The following is a 17,947-nucleotide window of genomic DNA, read 5'->3' as shown; positions in this document are numbered from 1 at the left end:
CCGTACGTTCGAGAAGTCTTGCGATGATGGCAATCTACACGTGTTTTGCCCGGCGGTCAAGTTGAATTAGCATTTTCAGAAATGGCGGATCTTCCCGCGCGGCGTGGAACCGATATTCCCTCCTTGGCATTTGCTATGGAAACACCGATCGAGGTCCACCTTCCATGAGCGACAGCGCCCTCACCCCGACGAAATCCTCGCCGACGCTTCTGCAACGGCTGGGGCCGGGCCTGATCACGGGGGCTGCCGACGACGATCCCTCGGGCATCGCCACCTATTCGCAGGCCGGCGCGCAATTCGGCTACGGGCTGTTGTGGACGGCGTTTCTCACCACGCCGTTCATGATCGCCATCCAGCTCGTCAGCGCGCAGATCGGCCGCGTCACCGGCAAGGGCCTCGCCGCCAACGTCATGCAGATCGCGCCGCGCTGGGCGGTGCTGGGCCTCGTCGCCATGCTCGTTGCCGCCAACACCTTCAACATCGCCGCCGACATCGCCGCGATGGCCGAGGCGCTGTCACTCGTGATCGGCGGGCTCAACCACGAGCATGCGCTGATCTTCGCGGCGGGCTCGACCCTGCTGCAGGTCTTCCTGCCCTATCGCCGCTATTCGCCGGTGCTGAAATTTCTCACCCTGGCGCTGTTCGCCTATGTCGCGACCGCCTTCACCGTGAATATCCCCTGGAGCACGGCGCTGCTCGCCGCGGTGTGGCCCAAGGCCAATGTCAGCGCCGATTATTTCCTCATGGTCGTCGCCGTGCTCGGCACCACGATCAGCCCCTATCTGTTCTTCTGGCAGGCCTCGCAGGAGGTCGAGGAGATGAACCAGGGCACGCGCGACAAGCCGCTGCGCGAGCTCAAGCGTGGCGGCCGTCCGGAGCTCGACCGCATCAAGTCCGACACCATCTCCGGCATGCTGCTGTCCAACGGCATCGCCTTCTTCATCATTCTCACCACCGCGTCAGTGCTGCACGCCAACGGCATCACCAACATCGATTCGGCGACGCAAGCGGCCGAAGCGCTGCGACCGCTCGCCGGGGACTTCACCTTCGCATTGTTCGCGCTCGGCATCATCGGCACGGGTCTGCTCGCGATCCCGGTGTTGGCGGGCTCGGCTGCTTACGGCGTTGCGGAGATTTTCGGCTGGCGCGCCACGCTGGAGGCCAAGCCGGACGAAGCGGCCGGCTTCTACACCATCATCGCCGCGGCGACCCTGATCGGCTTCGGCCTCGGCTTCACGGGGATCGACTCCATCCACATGCTGGTGTGGAGCGCGGTGCTGAACGGCATCGTTGCCGTCCCCATCATGGCGATGATGATGCTGATCGTCTCGAACCGAGCGATCATGGGCCGCTTCAGGGCAAGGCCGTGGCTGATCGCGCTGGGCTGGCTCGGCACCGCGCTGATGGCGCTGGCCGTCCTCGCCTTGCTCGGCTCGTCGGTGATTGGCTGACGAGAGCCGAGAGTGCCGCTTGCAGGCGCTCGGGCCTGCATCACTGCGCCCTTCACGCCGGTCATCTGTTGCCCTAACAATGCCGTCAGGGCCCGGCCTGGGATCGGGCCGCAAAAAAAGGCCCGGCCGGGCGACAGGGAGCGTCATGACCAAATCAAAAGCAACAAGCCTCGAAATCCTCGCCTGCGATGCCGGCTGGAGAAACTATCATTTCGTCAAGCTGACGACCGAAGACGGCATCGTCGGTTGGAGCGAGTTCGACGAGGGTTTTGGCTCGCCCGGCGTCGGGGCTGCCATCCAGCGCCTTTCTGCCCGCGTCATCGGGCAGAACGTATTCCAACACGAGCGCATTTACGCCGAATTGTTCGCCGCCACGCGTCCCGCGGCCGGCGGCGTGGTGGCGCAAGCGCTCGGTGCGATCGAGAATGCGCTGCTCGATGCCAAGGCGAAGTGCCTGGGCGTGCCCTGTTACGAGCTGCTCGGCGGCAAGCTTCGCGACCGCATCAGGGTCTACTGGTCGCATTGCGCCACCTGGCGGATCAATCACCCGTCCTGGTACAAGCCGGCGATCGAAAACCTCGACGGCGTCAAGGCGATGGGACGCGAGGTGCGCGAGAAGAAGTTCACCGCGCTCAAGACCAACATCTTTTCCTATGACGACGGCAAGCCGACCGGCTGGCGCCCCGGCTTCGGCTCGCCCTTCGCGCCCGAGATCAACGTCGACCGCAAGATCCTGCGCGACCTGCACATGCATCTGGAAGCGATCCGCGACGGCGCCGGCCCCGACGTCGACATCCTGCTCGACTGCAACTTCAACGCCAAGACCGAGGGTTACCTAAAGATCCTGCGCACGATTGCCGACATCGACATGTTCTGGGTCGAGATCGACAGCTTCAATCCGGAAGCGCTCGGCTATATCCGCAGGCAGAGCCCGCATCCGATCTCCTCCTGCGAGACGCTGCTCTCCGTGCGCGAATTCCTGCCCTATTTCCAGGCCCAGGCCATGGACGTCGCGATCATCGACACGCCCTGGAACGGCGTCTGGCAATCGATGAAGATCGCGGCCGCCGCGGAGGCTTTCGAGGTCAACGTCGCCCCGCACAATTTCTACGGCCATCTCTGCTCGATGACGAACGCGCATTTCTGCGCCGCCGTTCCAAACCTGCGCATCATGGAGATCGACATCGATCGCCTCGCCTGGGACCGCGAGCTCTTCACCCATGAGCCGGAGATCGAGAACGGCTATCTGGTCGTGCCGGACCGGCCCGGTTGGGGCACCGAACCCAATGAGGAAGCCTTGCGCGCCCATCCGCCGAAGACGAGCGGCGGACTCTTGAATTACGGCCGCAAGGGCTGACGAGATTACGGCGTCACGGGATTGACGACCGGGGACGTCTTGGGCCCCGGTCGCGCCGGCTCGATCGGCGATTTCGGGGTGGTCGGAAGCACCTTGGCCCCAGCGGCCCGTGCTGCTTCGCCCGTGGTCGCATACATCGCGACCTGGGCCGGCTGGGTCTTGGCGCGATTCCAGGGACCGTGATCGACGATCAGCATGGCCGCAATCGTCACGCCGGCGACGACCAATGCGATCACGCCGGGATGGCGAAGGGCGGTAGAGATCGAACTGCCAAAGCGACGTCTTTTCATCACAGAATCCGCTGTTGTCCTGTCGCAGGTTAACTCGAAAGCGCCCCTCCCGGTTCCCCGGCGCCGTCAACCTGGTTCCGCTCGACATCGGGCCGCGCCGGCGCGCTGCTGCCTGTTTTCGAGCAATGAGGATGCTTCAAATCAGCAGATCATGAGGCCCATGTAGAATGCCGGGATGCGGACCATGATGGCCCTGCTGCGGCGCGTGTTCGTCCGGAACGTGAGGGACCGTCTCGACGATCGTCCTGAGCCCTCCCTGACCGAGCGCGGCGTGCGGATTATGAAGCTCTTGAGGCTCGGCGAATTCGACGAGCGTTGCAGCAGGTGCCTCGCCATCGAAGCGGAATACTGGCTCTTGATCGGCGCCCCAAAGTTCGGACGCAGCCTTTGCCGGCTGCGCGGCTAGTGATGCGTTTGCACCGGAATGCGCGCCCTGCTGCGGTTTGCCGTGGTCCGTGCTGTCGTTGGTTGCGACGCTCTCGCCTGCCTCCACTTCTTTGGCAGAAGCCGAGTGGCCCGAATTGCCGTGCTCGGCGCTGCCGGACTCTGCTGCTCCTGGGGCGTCGCCCGAAGCCTGGGGATGATGCTGATTGTCATCGGCGGCGCCGCTGTCCAGTTTGAACTTGGCTCCCGCCATCTCCATGGCCGCGGGCTTTGCCGGCACCGGCTCCGCAGCGTGCTGTGGGCGGCCTTGCTCCGTGTCGTCAGTTGCGACGCTCTCGCCCGCTTCCGCGCCTTTGCCAGCAGCCGAGTGGCCCGGATTGCTGTGATCCGCGCCGCCGGGCTCTGCCGTCTTCGCTGCTCCTCGCGGACCGTCCAAAGCCTGGGAATGATGCTCATTGTCATTCCCGTCGCCGTCGTCGGATTTGGACTTCGCTTCGGCCATCTCCGTGGCTGGCGTCTTTGCAGGCTCCGGCTCCGCAGCATGCTGCGGTTTGCCGTGGTCCGTGCTGTCGTTGGTTGCGACGCTCTCGCCTGCGTCCGCTTCTTTGGCAGAAGCCGAGTGGCGCGAATTACCGTGCTCGGCGCTGCCGGACTCTGCTGCTCCTGGGGCGTCGCTCGAAGCCTGGCGATGATGCTCATTGTCATCGGCGGCGGCGCTGTCCAGTTTGACCTTGGCTCCCGCCATCTCCATGGCCGCGGGCTTTGCCGGCACCGGCTCCGCAGCGTGCTGTGGGCGGCCTTGCTCCGTGTCGTCAGTTGCGACGCTCTCGCCCGCTTCCGCTCCTTTGCCAGCAGCCGAGTGGCCCGGATTGCTGTGATCCGTGCCGCCGGGCTCTGCCGTCTTCGCTGCTCCTTGCGGACCGTCCAAAGCCTGGGAATGATACTCACTATCCTTGCCGGCGCCGCTGTCCGGTTTGGACTTCGCTTCGGCCATCTCCGTGGCTGGTGTCTTTGCAGGCTCCGGCTCCGCAGCATGCTGCGGTTTGCCGTGATCCGTGCTGTCGTTGGTTTCGACGCTCTCGCCTGCGTCCGTTTCTTTGGCCGAAGCCGAGTGGCCGGAATTGCCGTGCTCGGCGCCGCCGGACTCCGGCGCCTTCGCTGCCGCTGACGAACCGTCCGCAGCCTGGAAATGATGCTCATTGTCGTTCCCGGCGCCGTCGTCGGATTTGGACTTCGCTTCGGCCATCTCCGTGGCTGGCGTCTTTGCAGGCTCCGGCTCCGCAGCATGCTGCGGTTTGCCGTGGTCCGTGCTGTCGTTGGTTGCGACGCTCTCGCCTGCGTCCACTTCTTTGGCAGAAGCCGAGTGGCCGGAATTGCTGTGTTCGGCGCCGCCTGACTCCGGCGCCTTCGCTGCCGCTGACGAACCGTCCGCAGCCTGGAAATGATGCCCATTGTCATTCCCGGCGCCGTCGTCGGATTTGGACTTCGCTTCGGCCATCTCCGCGGCATTCGCCGATCCCTGGTCCGAAGCGTGCTCAGAGTTGCCCCGGCCGGTGCTGTCGGCCGTCTCGAGGCCCAACGGGACGATCTCGTTCTGCGTGGTCGACTGAGCACCGCTGTTCGGATTGAACGACCCACTCTTCGTGGTGAGATCTTCGACTGCCGCAGGCGGCGCACCATGACCTGTCGCGGGCCATGATCCGGAGGCCGGCAAACCGGACGCACCAGCACTCTCCTCCGTCGTGTCCGCCGAGTCGCGCGTGAAGGCGCTGGACTTTACCGACGTCCCGGCGCCAGTCCGAACTTTCGTGAATTGGAAGCTCAGGCCGTCATCGGCCAAGGCGCTCCAGACTCCGGCCGCCGCAAGTGCACTCTCGCTCCCATGGATATTGTCCGCGCTCGAAACAGCCTCATCGGTTGCGGTCGCCGATATCAACGCTTGTTCGAGCTGCTCCAAGGTGAACGTGACGGCTACACCATCTTGTGGGGCGACGCCCTCCGCCTCCGCAACGGTAACGATCCCCTGCAAATGGATTTCCAGCAGGCCGCGATCCCCGATCTCGAGGATGTGGTCGGTCGGATTGACATAGACGATCGTTTGATTGCTTGCGGGATCGTAGATCCAGGCGAGGGTATGTGGCGGGATGGATTTGGTCGCCGCCGTCAGATGCAGCCAAGCAAGCGCCCCGAAAGCTGCAAGATTGAGCCTGCCCGGCCCGGATGCGACATCGAGGAGGGAATCGGAAGAGCTGGACTTGGAATCGGGCGGGCTGTGATGCACAGCGTTTTCAACGCTGCCACCCATCAGTTGATCGCGGCCATCTCCGCCCGGGCCGGAAAGGTGACCAGAATCCAAGACGCCATCGACTTTTTGGCCATTGTCGACCGCGGTGCCCTGGGCCGTTTGCCCCTGAACGCCTTGGTGAGCGATGTTATCGCTTCCGGTGACAAGGCCAGAAGGCCCGCCAAAATCGCGTGACAGGAAATGCGGGGCTGAGTTCTCGGCGCGACCAGCGTCAACATGCGTGATCGCGGCGAGCTTTGTGGTCGCATCGTCTCCGGTACCGGTCAGGAAGCTGTCGATCGATGCTTGATCCAACTCACGCGCCTGCGCGGCGAGACCGGGATCGTTGAGGGCGTAGATCAACGCGCCGGCGACAGCGGCGAAGGTGCCATAGCCGCCGGGGATCGACGTCGGAGGGAAGGCCAACCGCGGAAGGTGATCTTCCGCGGCAGGACCACCTCCCGTCGGACTGCCGTTGGGTCCTGGCAGCAAAGGCGCAGGCAGACTTGCCGTGCCGGATCCAACAGCAGCGCCGTCTTTCCACGGCCTCAAACCCAGGAGTTGCTCCGCCGCGCGCAGCGCTTCCATGGCCGCCGCCGGGTTCGTGGCTTGGCTTGCTTTGGCAAAAAAGTCTCTCTCCGCGAACGCGGGCGTCCCGCCGGATTTCGAGACGATGAGATGCTGGAGAATGGCTTTCTTCCAGATCTCAAATCCGGCGTGCTCGTCCGTCTGATCGGGGCCATCGTCATGCGCAAACATGTCACTTGCGTCGGCAGCCTTGAGTTCGTCGGCAATGGCGAACGCCAGGAAGGCCAGAGCGAGCGCGCTGAAGCCAGACGTACGTTGCAACAGCGAGATGGTCGCAAGCACCGTTCTGTTGGTGATCTCGAGCTTCTGAAAGATATTGTGCAGGTGGACCTTGACTGTGCCTTGCGACAGGTCGAGTTGGCGCGCGATCTCCTTGTTGGACATTCCCTCCGAGACCAGCCGGACAATCTGACGTTCCCGCGGCGTCAACAGGTCCAGCATCTTATCTATCTTGCCGCCGCCATCAGCCTCCTTGCCGGCTGGCGCGAGATCGGACTGCTCCAGCGACACACCGCTCTTCGCCATCTGCCGCAGCGATCTCAGCATGGGGCCGGGAGCGGCATATTTCGAAATTGCGCTGCAGGCGCCGGCTGCAACCGCAGCGGTGAGATCGGGGTCGGTGTCGGACTCGGTAAAGAACACCAGGCGCGTGGGGAATTTCTCGGCTTGCGCGACCACGAGGATGTCGGATGCCGTCAAATCCGGAAGGTTGTCGGCAATCACCGCGACGTCGGGCGACAAATTCCTGATGGCCTCGAGGCAGCTTGTCCCGTCGCTGGTCGACGCGACAACATCGAAATCCTGCTGTGTCCCGAGAATCGACTTCAGTCCCTGCAGGACGATCGGTTGCCGATCGACGAGCACAAGCCGGATGGGTTTCAGGATCCCCTGCTTGGCGGACGCGTCCAACATCGACTTTGCCTCGGCCCGGTTCTCTATGTCCTACGGCATATGGCCGTGGCCGGGTGGGATAATAAAATTAATTAACCGACTTGGTTCCCCCAGCTTAAATCAGTTTGGACGGCAGTAAAGTGGCAAATACCTCCTTTGACCCGATGGGCGTTGCAGTCGACTGGCTTGATGCCTATCGCGCCGGCGATATCGAAGCGATCTTGGACCTTCATGCTGACGATGCCGTGGTGCACTGCGGCTGCTATGGCGCCCAAACAATCACCGGGCGCGAGGCAATTCGAGCCTATTGGATCGAGCGCCTCCGAAGATGTCCCGCAGGCACGTTGGACGATCTCAATCCGTCGGACCATGGAACCGTGATCTCTTACCTCACCAGTACGGGTGTCATGAGCGCGGTCTTGGCGTTTGACACCTCCGGCAGGATCAAGGTCCTGGACTGCAGTCCCCTGCCCTAGCAGGGCAATCGCATAGGGAAGCGCTCTCGCCTGGAGCCATCCTTCGAGACGCCCGCCGTTGGCGGGCCCTCAGGACGAGGACCGGATGCGCGGCACTAGGTTTCAACAAGCACCAATGCTGCCTAGCATCCTCAGGAGACCGCGAAGCGGTCGCCTCGAAGGGCGAGGCGCGCGCTAGGTCTCGCCACGCTCTGCGAGCGCGTCGGCCGCGAGCGGGAGAGGCCGAGCAAGCCTGCAGACGGTCCCCGTGTCCCCCGTGTCATTCATATGCGATGCCCTGCCTGCCCTAGGGGCCTTCGGCGCGATCCGGGCCGCCATCCTTGGTGTCTCCGTAACTAACTCCCGAACACGATGCGCAAGGCGATCACGATGACCGCCGAGATGAGAAACGAAATCGCCAGCAGCGTCCAAACCGGCCTTGTGCTTCCGCGGGCTATGCGCGCGACGAGCATTTTCATGCTCGTCAACATTCGCCGCTGGGAAGCCGGTCCAGGTAGGCTATCCCGAAGCTGGCGAGTTCTTCGGCATCGCTCTCGCGCTCTTCCCTTCTCCTGAGCAAATGGCGTTCCAGCAGGCTTCGCCGACTGTCGCATGCGTCGACATGGGGATTCCGCGCCCGGTACACCGTCCAGGCGGTTTCGGCGGCTTTCTTCAAGACGGCGTCGTCCACGATGCTTGCTCTCCAGGACACGGATCCATCGCTGCCAACTCAAGGCATTCCTGATGTTTCCAATTCTTCCCGGTCTCTTTAGTCGAACGGACGACATCGCCCAGCACGGTTTCACTCGTGTGCTCTCGATGCAGGCGCGGAATTGGCTTCACCAGGACAGCTCGCAACTATTGCCTATTTTTCCCGTTATCTCCGGGGCGGAAGCAAGCGATGTGAAAGGTGTCCCGATGAAGAAGATCGCACTGTTGGCCCTGATGGCCGGCGCTCTTGGTTTGAGTTCGATCGCTGCGACGTCTCCGGCTGACGCCCACTGGCGAGGCTGGGGACCGGGCCTTGCCGGCGGCCTTGTCGCAGGCGCCGTGATCGGCGGGCTTGCCTCCTCGGCGTATGGATGGGGCCCCGGCTATGGCTATTACGGCTACGGTCCAGGCTATTACGGCGCCGGCTATTATGGCGGCCCATACGCCTACGATTATGCGTACGATGCACCGTATCGTTGGGGCGGGGGATACACCACAGCCACCTACTACACGCAGCCCGTTTCCTACGGCTATCGCTATCGCCGCGTCGTGCGCCCTGCCTACGCCTATTACGGCGGATCATATCCTGTGGTGCGGCACCGTTGGCATCATCACCACTGGTAAGCGCTGCGCGTCATCTCGAATGCGGCCGCGCTCCCAATAAGCGCGGCCTTTCTTCGATGAGGCGCGGCGTTTCGCTAGGTTCGCGGCGCCGGCTGCGGCGGCGCAGCAGGTTGCTGCGAAGGTGCGGCGGGCGGCTTGGTCGGCTCCGCCGGCGTAACAGGATCTCCCCCGCCATGAGGCACACAGGTCCCGACGTTGCTCAGCAGTCTTTTCGCCTCGAGTTCGCGGGCTCTCCTATAGTCGCTGCGCCGGTCGATTCTTGCTGCGGCCAAGCGGTCCCAGGCATCGAACGCGTCAGAGTAATGCTGTCGCATCTGCGCCTCGGCGGACAGGCAGTCGCTGAACTTGTCGAATACGAGATCCGTGTTGACGGGCGCGACGCCACCGACGAGGACCACAAGCATCCATTTCATGGCGTCCGCCTACGTTCGTGCCTGGCACCGGCAACGGTGATGCGTCGGCAAAGTTCCGGCCGCGTCCGCCGCCCGGTCGCGATGGAAAAAAGGCCCCAGCTCGCGGGATAGTGGGGGCGTTGGGAGCTGGGGCCATCGGGGTCACCCTTGGGGAAGGGCATCGGGAAAACTTGGCAATTGAGAGAATGTTCCTGCCCAATCTCGCGAGGAGGTGAGTTCGCGGCTCGAACGATTGAATCGACGCGGCCTTACCTGACGCCCCGAATGCAAGCCGAACGCCAAGCGGATGACAAGTATCCTCAGGCCGAGGCGCAAACCGGATTCTTGGATGGCGCTCAGGCGACTTTTGTGCCTTCGGTTCAGCATGAAGCTCAACGCCTGGTGAGTTCAGCTTTCATAACGCTGCTCAACTCTGGGTGGCTTTCTGAACTGAGTGCTTTGTAGAGGTTTTCACTGGAAAGGCCGGCATCCTTGGCCAAGGCAGCCATCCCACGAGCGCGTGCCACAGTGCCGATGGCTTCGTTACAAAGCGGGGTCATGAGTCTCAAACTCCTACGTCGGCCAATACAAAGCGGAAGCCTGCAACGAGTGTGGTCGGCGGCTCATGACCCGGAAGCGACGCGGGCCTAGGTTCGCAGAACCGATTGCCTGTCTGCTCCGATCTCTTTGGTGGTGTCGAAGCACCGGCAAGTATACCTCTGTATGATCCAATTGCGGAGCTCATGGAGTAGCATCGGTCCTGTTTTGAGGGGGACTTTAAAATGGATCTGCTCCGCGCAGAGAAGATCGCAGAAATCGAAAATAATTCGGACCGGAAATGTCGTCTCTGCGACAAGCAGCTGGTGCTAGTTAGCGCGATCCTGAACATGGAAACCGGGAACCTCATCCACCTGTTCGAATGCGAATGCGGCGAACGCATCTGGAACGACTGAGGCCGCCTCAGTTGCCAGTGTGAGCGTGCCGGAGTGAGACCAATGAATCTAAACCCCTGTCGTTAAGACGAATGCCTACTGGAGCATTGCCAAGGACAAGTGCTGCGACCCTCCAACTCTCCAAGTCATCGCGGCTGACGCCTGGGCTTTATCCGGATGGAGTCCAGCAGCGCTGCGGCCGCAATCATCAGCAGAATGCCAGCGAGGCTGAGCGCGATCTGCATCGCAAAACCACTCGAAATGCCGACCAGTACTATTTGGCTGGCGAGCGCCAGCAGAACGCCGATGCAATAGATTGCCAGCGAATTCTCACCACAGAGGATCGCTGCGCGCACCAGCGGCATCGGCAGTGCCCGCCAATCGCGAGGTACTAGCCATACCGCCAAGAGCGCAAGCGCCAAGAAATGCAGCAGCCGCAAGGGAGCGAGATTCGATTTGTCGACTTCGTAAATCACCTTGGCGAACGCTGGTGGGACCAGATCTTGCAGGGCGGTGACCCACCAACTCAACGCGACGACCAGACTAAGAGTCAGATAGAGAACTGCAAATACCAGCATCACGCGACAGCTCATAAGAGGCCAAATTCGCTTGCCCGCAATGACATACCAAGCGCCGAGCACGACCAGTAACTGCCATGCCAGCGGGTTGAAGAACCACACCTTGTCGGGCCATGCCGGGACGACCCAACCGAAGACGTGCACCATTGCATAAAGCAACAGCGACGCGCCGAGTGCCGTGTTCGGCACTCGCAACAGCAACCACAACAGGGGTGCGAACAAAAGATGATAGACCACGAAGATCGGCAGGATGTCGGTATTGACGGGACGGTATTGCAGGATCGCCGCATGCGCCAAAGCCGCACCGGGATACTCAAGCAAAAGGCGCGTGTTGCTCTCATCCGCGAGCCGGTCACCACCGCTCAGGTAAACCATAACGGCGCAAGCCACCGTTAGCAGCAGAAATGCTGCGTAAATATCCCAGCTTCGCCGCAGCGTACGTGTGACGACGCCGGGCCAACCGTCGCGCGCATATGCACTGCCGTAAGCCAGCGCGCAGGTCACGCCGGACACGAACATGAACATTTCCGCGCTATCGCTGAAGCCGTAGTTCCGCAGCGTTAGCCAGCTTCCGGCGTTATTGGGAAAATGATTCAGAAAGATGCACCAGAGCGCGAGGCCGCGGCAAGCATCGATCCGTCGGTCGCGGCCTGGCCCTTTCAGCTCCGGCGCCGCGCCACCCAACGGTCTCGCAGGCGCCGCGAGCAACTCGGGTCTAGGCTGCGGAGGCAGACCGCGCAACGCCTTCGTATTTCGTTCGATCTCCGCCAGCTTCTGGCGAACGACAATGTTCAGCGCTGTCCGATTCTTGTCGAGATCGACAGACACGTGCTCAACGGAACACGATCGCATCGGCTCCCGGGCATCAGACAGGTCGATCGAACTGATAGCCACCATCTCGACGAAAGAGCCGCGGGGTGCGGGCAACAATATCATAGTGGCGATGGGCCGAAAGGATGGGAGCGATAGTTCATGTATTCCTTCCATCAACTCTTCATCGCTAACCACTTCATACGAGCCAGCCGGTAATATTCGCTCGAAGCTTGTGATCCTGAAGGGGTGCTCGAACTCTATGGTTTCACGTCGTGACCGGGTGCTTGTCATGATCATCCTCGCTCGTTGGCGAGGACGCGCCGGGATGGCGGATAGCAGCTGGCAAATAGAGGCGATTTCGCGGGTGCTGAACGCTCAATGGCGAGCTATTCGTTACTTTGGGCAAAAGCGATTCCACTGCAAACCGAGACTGGAAACTCCGCCTCATAGCCTTGCGCGTCCGGACTAATAGTTATCGAATGACCTCGGGTGACATGGCTCTTGTGGCTGCGGCCTTTCAGAAATGCAGCTCAGCATCTAGAACAATCCATAGGACTGCAAAACTCGCGACAGAAAAGTGAAAGAACGAAAAAGAGAAAGAGAAAAAGAGAAAGAAATGAGAGAATAGGCGATCGCTTCATATCTCCCTTTCCGATATCGAGACATTGACGACGCGTGGGGCCCGAGAAATCCAACGAAGTATTGTCTCTCGTGAACAAGCTGATTGCTGCTACCGCCTGGGACTGAGCCCTGACTCAGATGATTGGTGGACAGCGAAGTTGCCGCAGCAGTGACAGTCCGGTGCAAGCAGCGGCACAAACATCGCGAAAAGATGCCAAGATGGGACTGACTGATACCGTTTGGAGCCGGGTCAGCTCGGCTGAAATCTTGAGTGTCAGTGCGTTGCCTGGCAACGTACTAGATGCCGGCACACAGACCTATTCAGTTGGAAGAGCATGATCTCATCAATGGCGAACGCAACACACGAATTATGAACGCGCGGAGGTTTCACACAACCGGTGTGGCATCGAAGGGCAGCGGCGCACGAGACGAGCTCAGGTGACAGAAATATTTCTTTCTGGCCGTTCGCGACTCTCTGAGCGTTGTCCGGCCATTTCCGAAGTTGGTAGTAGACGGACCTGACCGTCCAGCGCCGAAACGGGCAGTGTTGACCCTTAACGGACTCTGGCTGTCTTTGAAGGGAGTGGATGACCAGGAAACGTGTTTCCTTACCTTGTTGAATGGGCACGTCGATGAACGTCGATATCAGGCGACATGCAGAGCGGCCCGCGGAATCGGTCTGCCCGTTGAATGTGAGCAAAATTGACCATCCTGCAAAGACAGCATATGCCAACTCTTCCCGATTGCCTGGGGGCGACGCGTCCTACGGAATGGAGGACAGTGATGGAAAACGACAACGGACCTTCTTCAAAGACCGAGCTGACCACCGTTGAGCGCCTTAAGAGCACCGCGCTTGGGGACATGGATGGTCCCGAAATCCTCAAGCTTATTAAAGAAATCGAGGATGAGATCAGAAGAAGGGGTTCTTGAGAATCTCGTTCCTAAGGCTGGCCACGTGGAGCAGCGCAAATGCCGTCAATCGAACAATGCAGAGCCTACGCTGCGGAATACAAAATGCTAGGAGCTGATCCGAAAAATTCAGCCCGCCGGTCTGCCCTGCTTATGAACATTTCACGGAGCTGGATAGCGCTAGGGCACCAGCTTGAGAGCCTTGCGGATACGGTGAAATCGGAAGAAGAGTAAGACCGCCTCGGTTGGCGGCTTCCCTCATCTAGAATGCGCCTGTTGGCCCTTGGGCGACCTCCGACCATGTCCACTTTGGCTGGTGAGGGGCGAACGGACATCCGAGAGTGTCCAAACCAAGCGCCAGAATTGTCTAATGGATGTCGGCTACGGGTGGCCTTTTGATGCTCCACTTGCTTTCGACATGTTCTATAATCCGTCGGCTTTACATGATGGAGGGTCGAATGCGACTAGCTTTGCTTATCGGGGTCCTGCTGATGGGATTTTCTTCAGCAGCAGAGGCCGGCCGTGACTATCCCTGGTGCGTCTTCGGTGGCCATGCCGCCGCTCCCGAGTGCATGTATGAGACGAGAGAGCAGTGCCTGGCTTCGGCGTCCGGACGGTGGACCACCTATTGCGATATCAATCCGCGCGTGAGATTCCAGCAGCCGGCGCCGGGCCCGACAGCATGTGACTCTCGGGGACGCCGATGCGCGCCGAGACCGTGAGTCGTGCAGTGGGGCTCTGACCGTACGATCATGCCTGGCTTCCGCTTTTGGCCCTTCGGCGAAGTGGCAGCATCGCTCCACGAGGTCCGCTTGTTGAGGCTTGGCGAACAAGATTTTCTCAGGTTGAGCTGTTCGCATTTTGACCGGGAGTGGACTTGCCACCCAGTCGTCATGTGACGAGTGAGCACGCTGGGCCTCCGCATTAACGCGATGTTTTTGCAGAGAGTGACACGTGCGCTTACAGGCGATGAGCCGATCGTGGTCAATCCGCAGCGAGGATGCGTTTGAGGCCGTGAACTCCAGCCTGCGCAACGCCCGCTCCTGAAAGAATGTGGATCACCCCTGTTCCGAAGGCAGGCTGAACTGAAACACGGCCCCCCGCGGTTCATTCGCACCAGTCCAAAGTCGTCCTCCGTGCGCCTCGATGATCGATTGGCAAATCGACAAGCCCATGCCGGTCCCGTTCGGCTTGGTTGTGTAGAAGGGCTCGAACAGGCGGTCAACGATTGCCACGTCAAGTCCGGGTCCGGTATCCCGTACGCTGACAACAACGAGATTCGAGGCATCTGCAGCCGAGCTGATCCGCAGCTTCCGTCCGCCAACGTCGAGGACGTCCATTGCCTCGATCGCGTTGAGGATCAGATTGAGAACAACCTGTTGCAGCTGAACGCGATAGCCCTTCACGAGCGGCAAGCCCGGAGCGAGGTCGGTCTCGATCAAGACATCATGTTTGAACAGCTCGCTACGGGCTATGGTGATCACGTCCAGGATTGCACTGTTGACATCGACGCTCTCCTGCGGCGCCGGAGCCTTCTTGATCAAGGAACGGATCCAACTGATGATCTCGCCGCCTCGCTTGGCTTCTGCGACAATGGATGCGAGCGCCTGCCGTGCCTTTTCCAAATTCGGAGATGGCGATCCTAGCCAGTTCAGTGCGGCCTCTGCGTTGCAGAACATCGCAGTGATTGGTTGGCTCAATTCGTGTGTGACCGAAGCCGTGACCTGGCCCATTGCCGCCGCGCGATTGGCGTGTGTTAGTTCAGCCTGCATCTCGCGGAACGTCTCGGCGGTTCGCTTGCGTTCCGTAATGTCGCGGCTCAAACGAATGATTCGTGACTGGCCGCCTTCGCAGAATTCCCGCATGCGGACTTCGACGGGAAACACAGTGCCGTCCTTTCGGCAATAGCGCCTCTCGAGCGTAGCGATGCCGCCAGCCTTCAGGCGCTCGCGGTTGCTCCGCCAAGTCGCTTCATCCATCTCCAGATCGAACAGGGCCCCAGTTGCCCCAACCAGTTCAGCCCGGCTGTAGCCGAGACTTTCGCAGGCATTCCGGTTCACGTCGAGAACGCGACCATCTTCACTGTGGAGCATGAACGTATCGGTCGCGTGGTCCACGAAGGTACGGAAACGGGCCTCGCTCTCGATCAGCGCCTGTTCGGCTCGCTTTCGCTCCGTGACGTGGCGCCCCACACCGCGATAGCCCACGAAGTTCCCCATCTCGTCAAAGATGGGGAGCCCAGAGACGGAAATATAGCGCTTGCCGCCGTCGGGCGTCGGCCGCGCGAGCTCGAAATCGCGAAACGGGAGGTGGGCGTCGAGTATCTCCCGGTGCTTGCGCCAGCCATCTGCATCGGGCTCCAGATACGGGACCTCCCATCGTGTCCTGCCGATCTCGGAGACCGGCGGCTCGGGAAGAGTCTCAGCGAACTCCTGGCGGATGAATCGATGCTGCGCGTCCGTTTCCCAGTACACATCAAAGGAGAACTGCACCAGGGTGCGAAAGCGCTCCTCGCTCTCGCGCAGTGCCTCCTCGGGGCGCTTGCGCTCATTCGAATCGAGCGCGACCGACGGCGCTTGAATCGGATGTTGCATGATGACCTCTTGCTCACGCGCGATGGATCAATCGACAGATTTCTCGTACCGGGTTACGGGCCCGTCTTTCGCCCCGGAGTCGCAAATAGCGCCGGCGATGGCTAAATGCCCCGGCGGGTCGAAGCTGCAGCACCCAAGATCGATCGGGAGTATGCCTTCTGAGGACTATACCCCCGGATACAAGGCTTCTCTATAGCCATATGGCTGTGACGGTCCCAACCCGAAACGCGGCGAGCTGGAATCCCGGTTCCGTCAACGCTAGCGTGTGAGGCGGACCCATCTCGTGCCGCGCGGCATCGACTCGCATGTTGACCCATAGCAGACATGCGAAGCAGACGAACAAAGTGCACCACCTCCGAAACCGACGAGCCGGGCCAGACACCGACTGCAGCGCAACAGCGTTCGCGGTGAACTCTTAGCCGGTATTTTTGACCGCCTCAGCCAGGATCTCGTAAAGCTGCTGCTTGCTGAATTGCTTGGGCTGCTGCCTCTCAGGTGCTTTCCGCGACACCTTCTTTGCGACTGGACGGGTGCAAGCTGCCGACGTCGGCTTCAGCTTCGGGGACGGCCTTATCTTGGGCCTTGCCGTGGGCGGCTTGTGGCCTCGCTTCAGTCCCTGACGAGTCAGCATCCCGCAGACCGCATTACGACTGCATCCGAGCCGACGCGCAATCTGCGCCGCGCTCTGCCCTGAGGACCAGAGCCTGGTGAGGAGCCCAATGTCTTTCGCATCCCAGCCCATGGAGGATATTATAGCGCCGATTGCCAAGCACGCGTCAATCTAGTCTTCGTCCGGCTCGCGCACGACCGCCGGTTCGTCTGCGTCATCCTCCTCGTCGTCGTCTTCGTTCTCCTCATCTTCTTCCTCTTCATCTTCATCAGGATCTCTTGGCGGCTCCGCGGTGCCCATAAGGACGAGCGATGTCCAGCAGGCCGCCGTGATGGAAAATGCTTCGAAAGTGTGTTGCTTCATGTCGTTGCTGCTCCTCGAAAGCCCCCGCGGTCGGATGTTCCTGAGCGGCGGCACGCGTAGATCCAGAGCAAGGGCAGCACCCGTCATGGAATGGCGACGCTACTTTATGCCGGAAGATCCATCAGACTCTATGTCCACCAATAGCTCGCCGCTGATTATTTCGGGAACCCCAAGATCGAGGTCATGCAGACTTGCCTGAACAAACGCCAGTATCTTGGCGTTCGCTGCGTTGGCGCTTTCGCGGTCATCGAATAACATCACCGCGATACCGACGCCGTCGCCCGCATCCAACACATGGTAAGATCTAAATCCCTGCGATTGCCTCAGGATCTCACCGACGCCGCTCTTGGCGCGACGAGCGGCGTCCGCAACCGAACGAACCTTCGTGTACTTGCGAATGATCATGTACATGGGGCCACCACGCACCATACGCTCTCTCGCATCAGAGCACATCCGCCCCGGTCGGACCAGTGCCAACTTCCGGGATAGGCCACAGCGCCCGGCATCCGTGCAACGCACTTTTCCAACGAGCCATCCTCGCCCGCGAGGGCGAGGTGCTTGAGGCTCAGGTGCCCTCGAACTTGAACGACACGTTGAGCTTGGCGCGATAGGCCTCGACCTTTCCCTTGTCATCTAGTTGCATATCGAGCTTGACGACCTCTGCAATGCGAAGATCCCGCAGAGATTTAGCGGCTTGCTCGACCGCATTGGCAGCCGCCTTCTCCCACGAGTCGGTGCTGGTGCCGATCAGTTCAATGACCTTGTAGACGCTATCGGGCATGACGTCCTCCTGTTCGGTAGAGGCCGGAAATCTAGCATCTGGAGTCCCGACACCGATACCTCGTGTCGGAGGGATGCTGCGGAAAAGGGTCTGATAGGCTGTCACTTTTCCCGTGCTCAATTGTGGGCTTATTCGAAGCCGAGGGACCTCGTTTTCTCGCTCGATGTCGATTTCCATTTCCAGCCACGGCTCGTCGAGCGGAAGCGGTTGTCCGACGCCACAAGCATGTTCGACGGCGACAAGAAGCGGGGCTGCTGCTGATAGAATAATATCCCGCATGTCGCCTTGCCCTCCGGCGAGACGGCAACATTTCCCTGGT

19 protein-coding genes are annotated in these 17,947 nt (G+C 60.9%); 7 read left to right on the top strand and 12 right to left on the bottom strand.

Translation table 11 applies throughout. The annotated features are described in order from the left end of the window. Positions 1-164: 164 nt before the first annotated feature. Together D6B98_RS04250 and D6B98_RS04245 are read left to right on the top strand one after the other, a co-directional pair. A complete protein-coding gene (locus D6B98_RS04250; protein ID WP_126255646.1) occupies positions 165-1,451 on the top strand; it encodes an NRAMP family divalent metal transporter in 1,287 nt (428 codons plus the stop codon). A gap of 145 nt (positions 1,452-1,596) precedes the next feature. Continuing rightward, positions 1,597-2,808, top strand: coding sequence for a mandelate racemase/muconate lactonizing enzyme family protein (locus D6B98_RS04245; RefSeq protein ID WP_126255645.1), 1,212 nt, complete (start codon positions 1,597-1,599; stop codon positions 2,806-2,808). A 5-nt stretch (positions 2,809-2,813) separates the two neighbouring features. On the opposite strand, the gene D6B98_RS04240 is transcribed toward D6B98_RS04245, so the two are convergent. Both D6B98_RS04240 and D6B98_RS04235 read right to left on the bottom strand, forming a co-directional pair. Then, the gene (locus D6B98_RS04240; RefSeq protein ID WP_126255644.1) at positions 2,814-3,098 is read right to left on the bottom strand and encodes a hypothetical protein; all 285 of its coding nucleotides are present in this window, start codon (positions 3,096-3,098) and stop codon (positions 2,814-2,816) included. A gap of 136 nt (positions 3,099-3,234) precedes the next feature. Beyond that, the gene (locus D6B98_RS04235) at positions 3,235-7,266 is read right to left on the bottom strand and encodes a LuxR C-terminal-related transcriptional regulator (protein WP_126255643.1); all 4,032 of its coding nucleotides are present in this window, start codon (positions 7,264-7,266) and stop codon (positions 3,235-3,237) included. A gap of 119 nt (positions 7,267-7,385) precedes the next feature. Between D6B98_RS04235 and D6B98_RS04230 the strand changes: the two genes are divergently transcribed. After that, on the top strand, positions 7,386-7,721 hold the full coding sequence (locus D6B98_RS04230) for a nuclear transport factor 2 family protein (RefSeq protein WP_235885097.1): 336 nt from the start codon (positions 7,386-7,388) through the stop codon (positions 7,719-7,721). A 335-nt stretch (positions 7,722-8,056) separates the two neighbouring features. Here the strand turns inward: D6B98_RS04230 and D6B98_RS41375 are convergent, their stop codons facing one another. Next, the gene (locus D6B98_RS41375) at positions 8,057-8,179 is read right to left on the bottom strand and encodes a hypothetical protein (RefSeq protein ID WP_283810147.1); all 123 of its coding nucleotides are present in this window, start codon (positions 8,177-8,179) and stop codon (positions 8,057-8,059) included. Positions 8,180-8,184: 5 nt separating this feature from the next. Beyond that, positions 8,185-8,391 carry a hypothetical protein gene (locus D6B98_RS04225; RefSeq protein WP_235885098.1) on the bottom strand — a complete coding sequence of 69 codons (207 nt, stop codon included), beginning with the start codon at positions 8,389-8,391 and terminating at the stop codon, positions 8,185-8,187. Between the two features lie 227 nt (positions 8,392-8,618). Between D6B98_RS04225 and D6B98_RS04220 the strand changes: the two genes are divergently transcribed. After that, the gene (locus tag D6B98_RS04220) at positions 8,619-9,035 is read left to right on the top strand and encodes a hypothetical protein (RefSeq protein WP_126255642.1); all 417 of its coding nucleotides are present in this window, start codon (positions 8,619-8,621) and stop codon (positions 9,033-9,035) included. Positions 9,036-9,109: 74 nt separating this feature from the next. Here D6B98_RS04220 and D6B98_RS04215 read toward each other — a convergent pair whose 3' ends face one another. Together D6B98_RS04215 and D6B98_RS04210 are read right to left on the bottom strand one after the other, a co-directional pair. Then, complete coding sequence (locus D6B98_RS04215; RefSeq protein WP_126255641.1) at positions 9,110-9,448, bottom strand: hypothetical protein; 339 nt, start codon at positions 9,446-9,448, stop codon at positions 9,110-9,112. A gap of 371 nt (positions 9,449-9,819) precedes the next feature. Then, the gene (locus D6B98_RS04210) at positions 9,820-9,987 is read right to left on the bottom strand and encodes an addiction module antidote protein (RefSeq protein WP_126255640.1); all 168 of its coding nucleotides are present in this window, start codon (positions 9,985-9,987) and stop codon (positions 9,820-9,822) included. A 222-nt stretch (positions 9,988-10,209) separates the two neighbouring features. Here D6B98_RS04210 and D6B98_RS39690 point away from each other — a divergent pair, with 222 nt between their 5' ends. Next, positions 10,210-10,380 (top strand): hypothetical protein, encoded by a 171-nt coding sequence (locus D6B98_RS39690; protein ID WP_164718368.1) that lies wholly within the window; start codon positions 10,210-10,212, stop codon positions 10,378-10,380. 125 nt (positions 10,381-10,505) lie between these two features. On the opposite strand, the gene D6B98_RS04205 is transcribed toward D6B98_RS39690, so the two are convergent. Further along, positions 10,506-12,047 carry an OpgC domain-containing protein gene (locus D6B98_RS04205; protein WP_245481237.1) on the bottom strand — a complete coding sequence of 514 codons (1,542 nt, stop codon included), beginning with the start codon at positions 12,045-12,047 and terminating at the stop codon, positions 10,506-10,508. Positions 12,048-13,154: 1,107 nt separating this feature from the next. Between D6B98_RS04205 and D6B98_RS39685 the strand changes: the two genes are divergently transcribed. Continuing rightward, positions 13,155-13,301 carry a hypothetical protein gene (locus tag D6B98_RS39685; RefSeq protein ID WP_164718367.1) on the top strand — a complete coding sequence of 49 codons (147 nt, stop codon included), beginning with the start codon at positions 13,155-13,157 and terminating at the stop codon, positions 13,299-13,301. A gap of 353 nt (positions 13,302-13,654) precedes the next feature. Next, complete coding sequence (locus tag D6B98_RS04200; protein WP_349644810.1) at positions 13,655-14,002, top strand: DUF3551 domain-containing protein; 348 nt, start codon at positions 13,655-13,657, stop codon at positions 14,000-14,002. A gap of 336 nt (positions 14,003-14,338) precedes the next feature. On the opposite strand, the gene D6B98_RS04195 is transcribed toward D6B98_RS04200, so the two are convergent. The 5 genes from D6B98_RS04195 to D6B98_RS41370 all read right to left on the bottom strand — a co-directional run bounded on the left by D6B98_RS04195 (position 14,339) and on the right by D6B98_RS41370 (position 17,907). Then, positions 14,339-15,874: a PAS domain S-box protein gene (locus D6B98_RS04195; RefSeq protein ID WP_126255639.1), complete on the bottom strand. Its 1,536-nt coding sequence runs from the start codon at positions 15,872-15,874 to the stop codon at positions 14,339-14,341. A gap of 415 nt (positions 15,875-16,289) precedes the next feature. Continuing rightward, complete coding sequence (locus D6B98_RS04190; protein ID WP_126255638.1) at positions 16,290-16,616, bottom strand: GcrA family cell cycle regulator; 327 nt, start codon at positions 16,614-16,616, stop codon at positions 16,290-16,292. A gap of 39 nt (positions 16,617-16,655) precedes the next feature. Beyond that, a complete protein-coding gene (locus D6B98_RS40495; RefSeq protein WP_205680446.1) occupies positions 16,656-16,847 on the bottom strand; it encodes a hypothetical protein in 192 nt (63 codons plus the stop codon). Between the two features lie 99 nt (positions 16,848-16,946). Continuing rightward, positions 16,947-17,258: a hypothetical protein gene (locus D6B98_RS04180; protein ID WP_126255637.1), complete on the bottom strand. Its 312-nt coding sequence runs from the start codon at positions 17,256-17,258 to the stop codon at positions 16,947-16,949. 154 nt (positions 17,259-17,412) lie between these two features. Next, complete coding sequence (locus D6B98_RS41370) at positions 17,413-17,907, bottom strand: dodecin family protein (RefSeq protein ID WP_283810146.1); 495 nt, start codon at positions 17,905-17,907, stop codon at positions 17,413-17,415. Positions 17,908-17,947 lie beyond the last annotated feature (40 nt).

Origin of the sequence: Bradyrhizobium sp. LVM 105 (assembly GCF_003957705.1) — a bacterium.
In the GTDB taxonomy this organism is placed as follows: Bacteria; Pseudomonadota; Alphaproteobacteria; order Rhizobiales; family Xanthobacteraceae; genus Bradyrhizobium; species Bradyrhizobium frederickii.
This window is presented reverse-complemented; position numbering and strand designations above follow the sequence as displayed.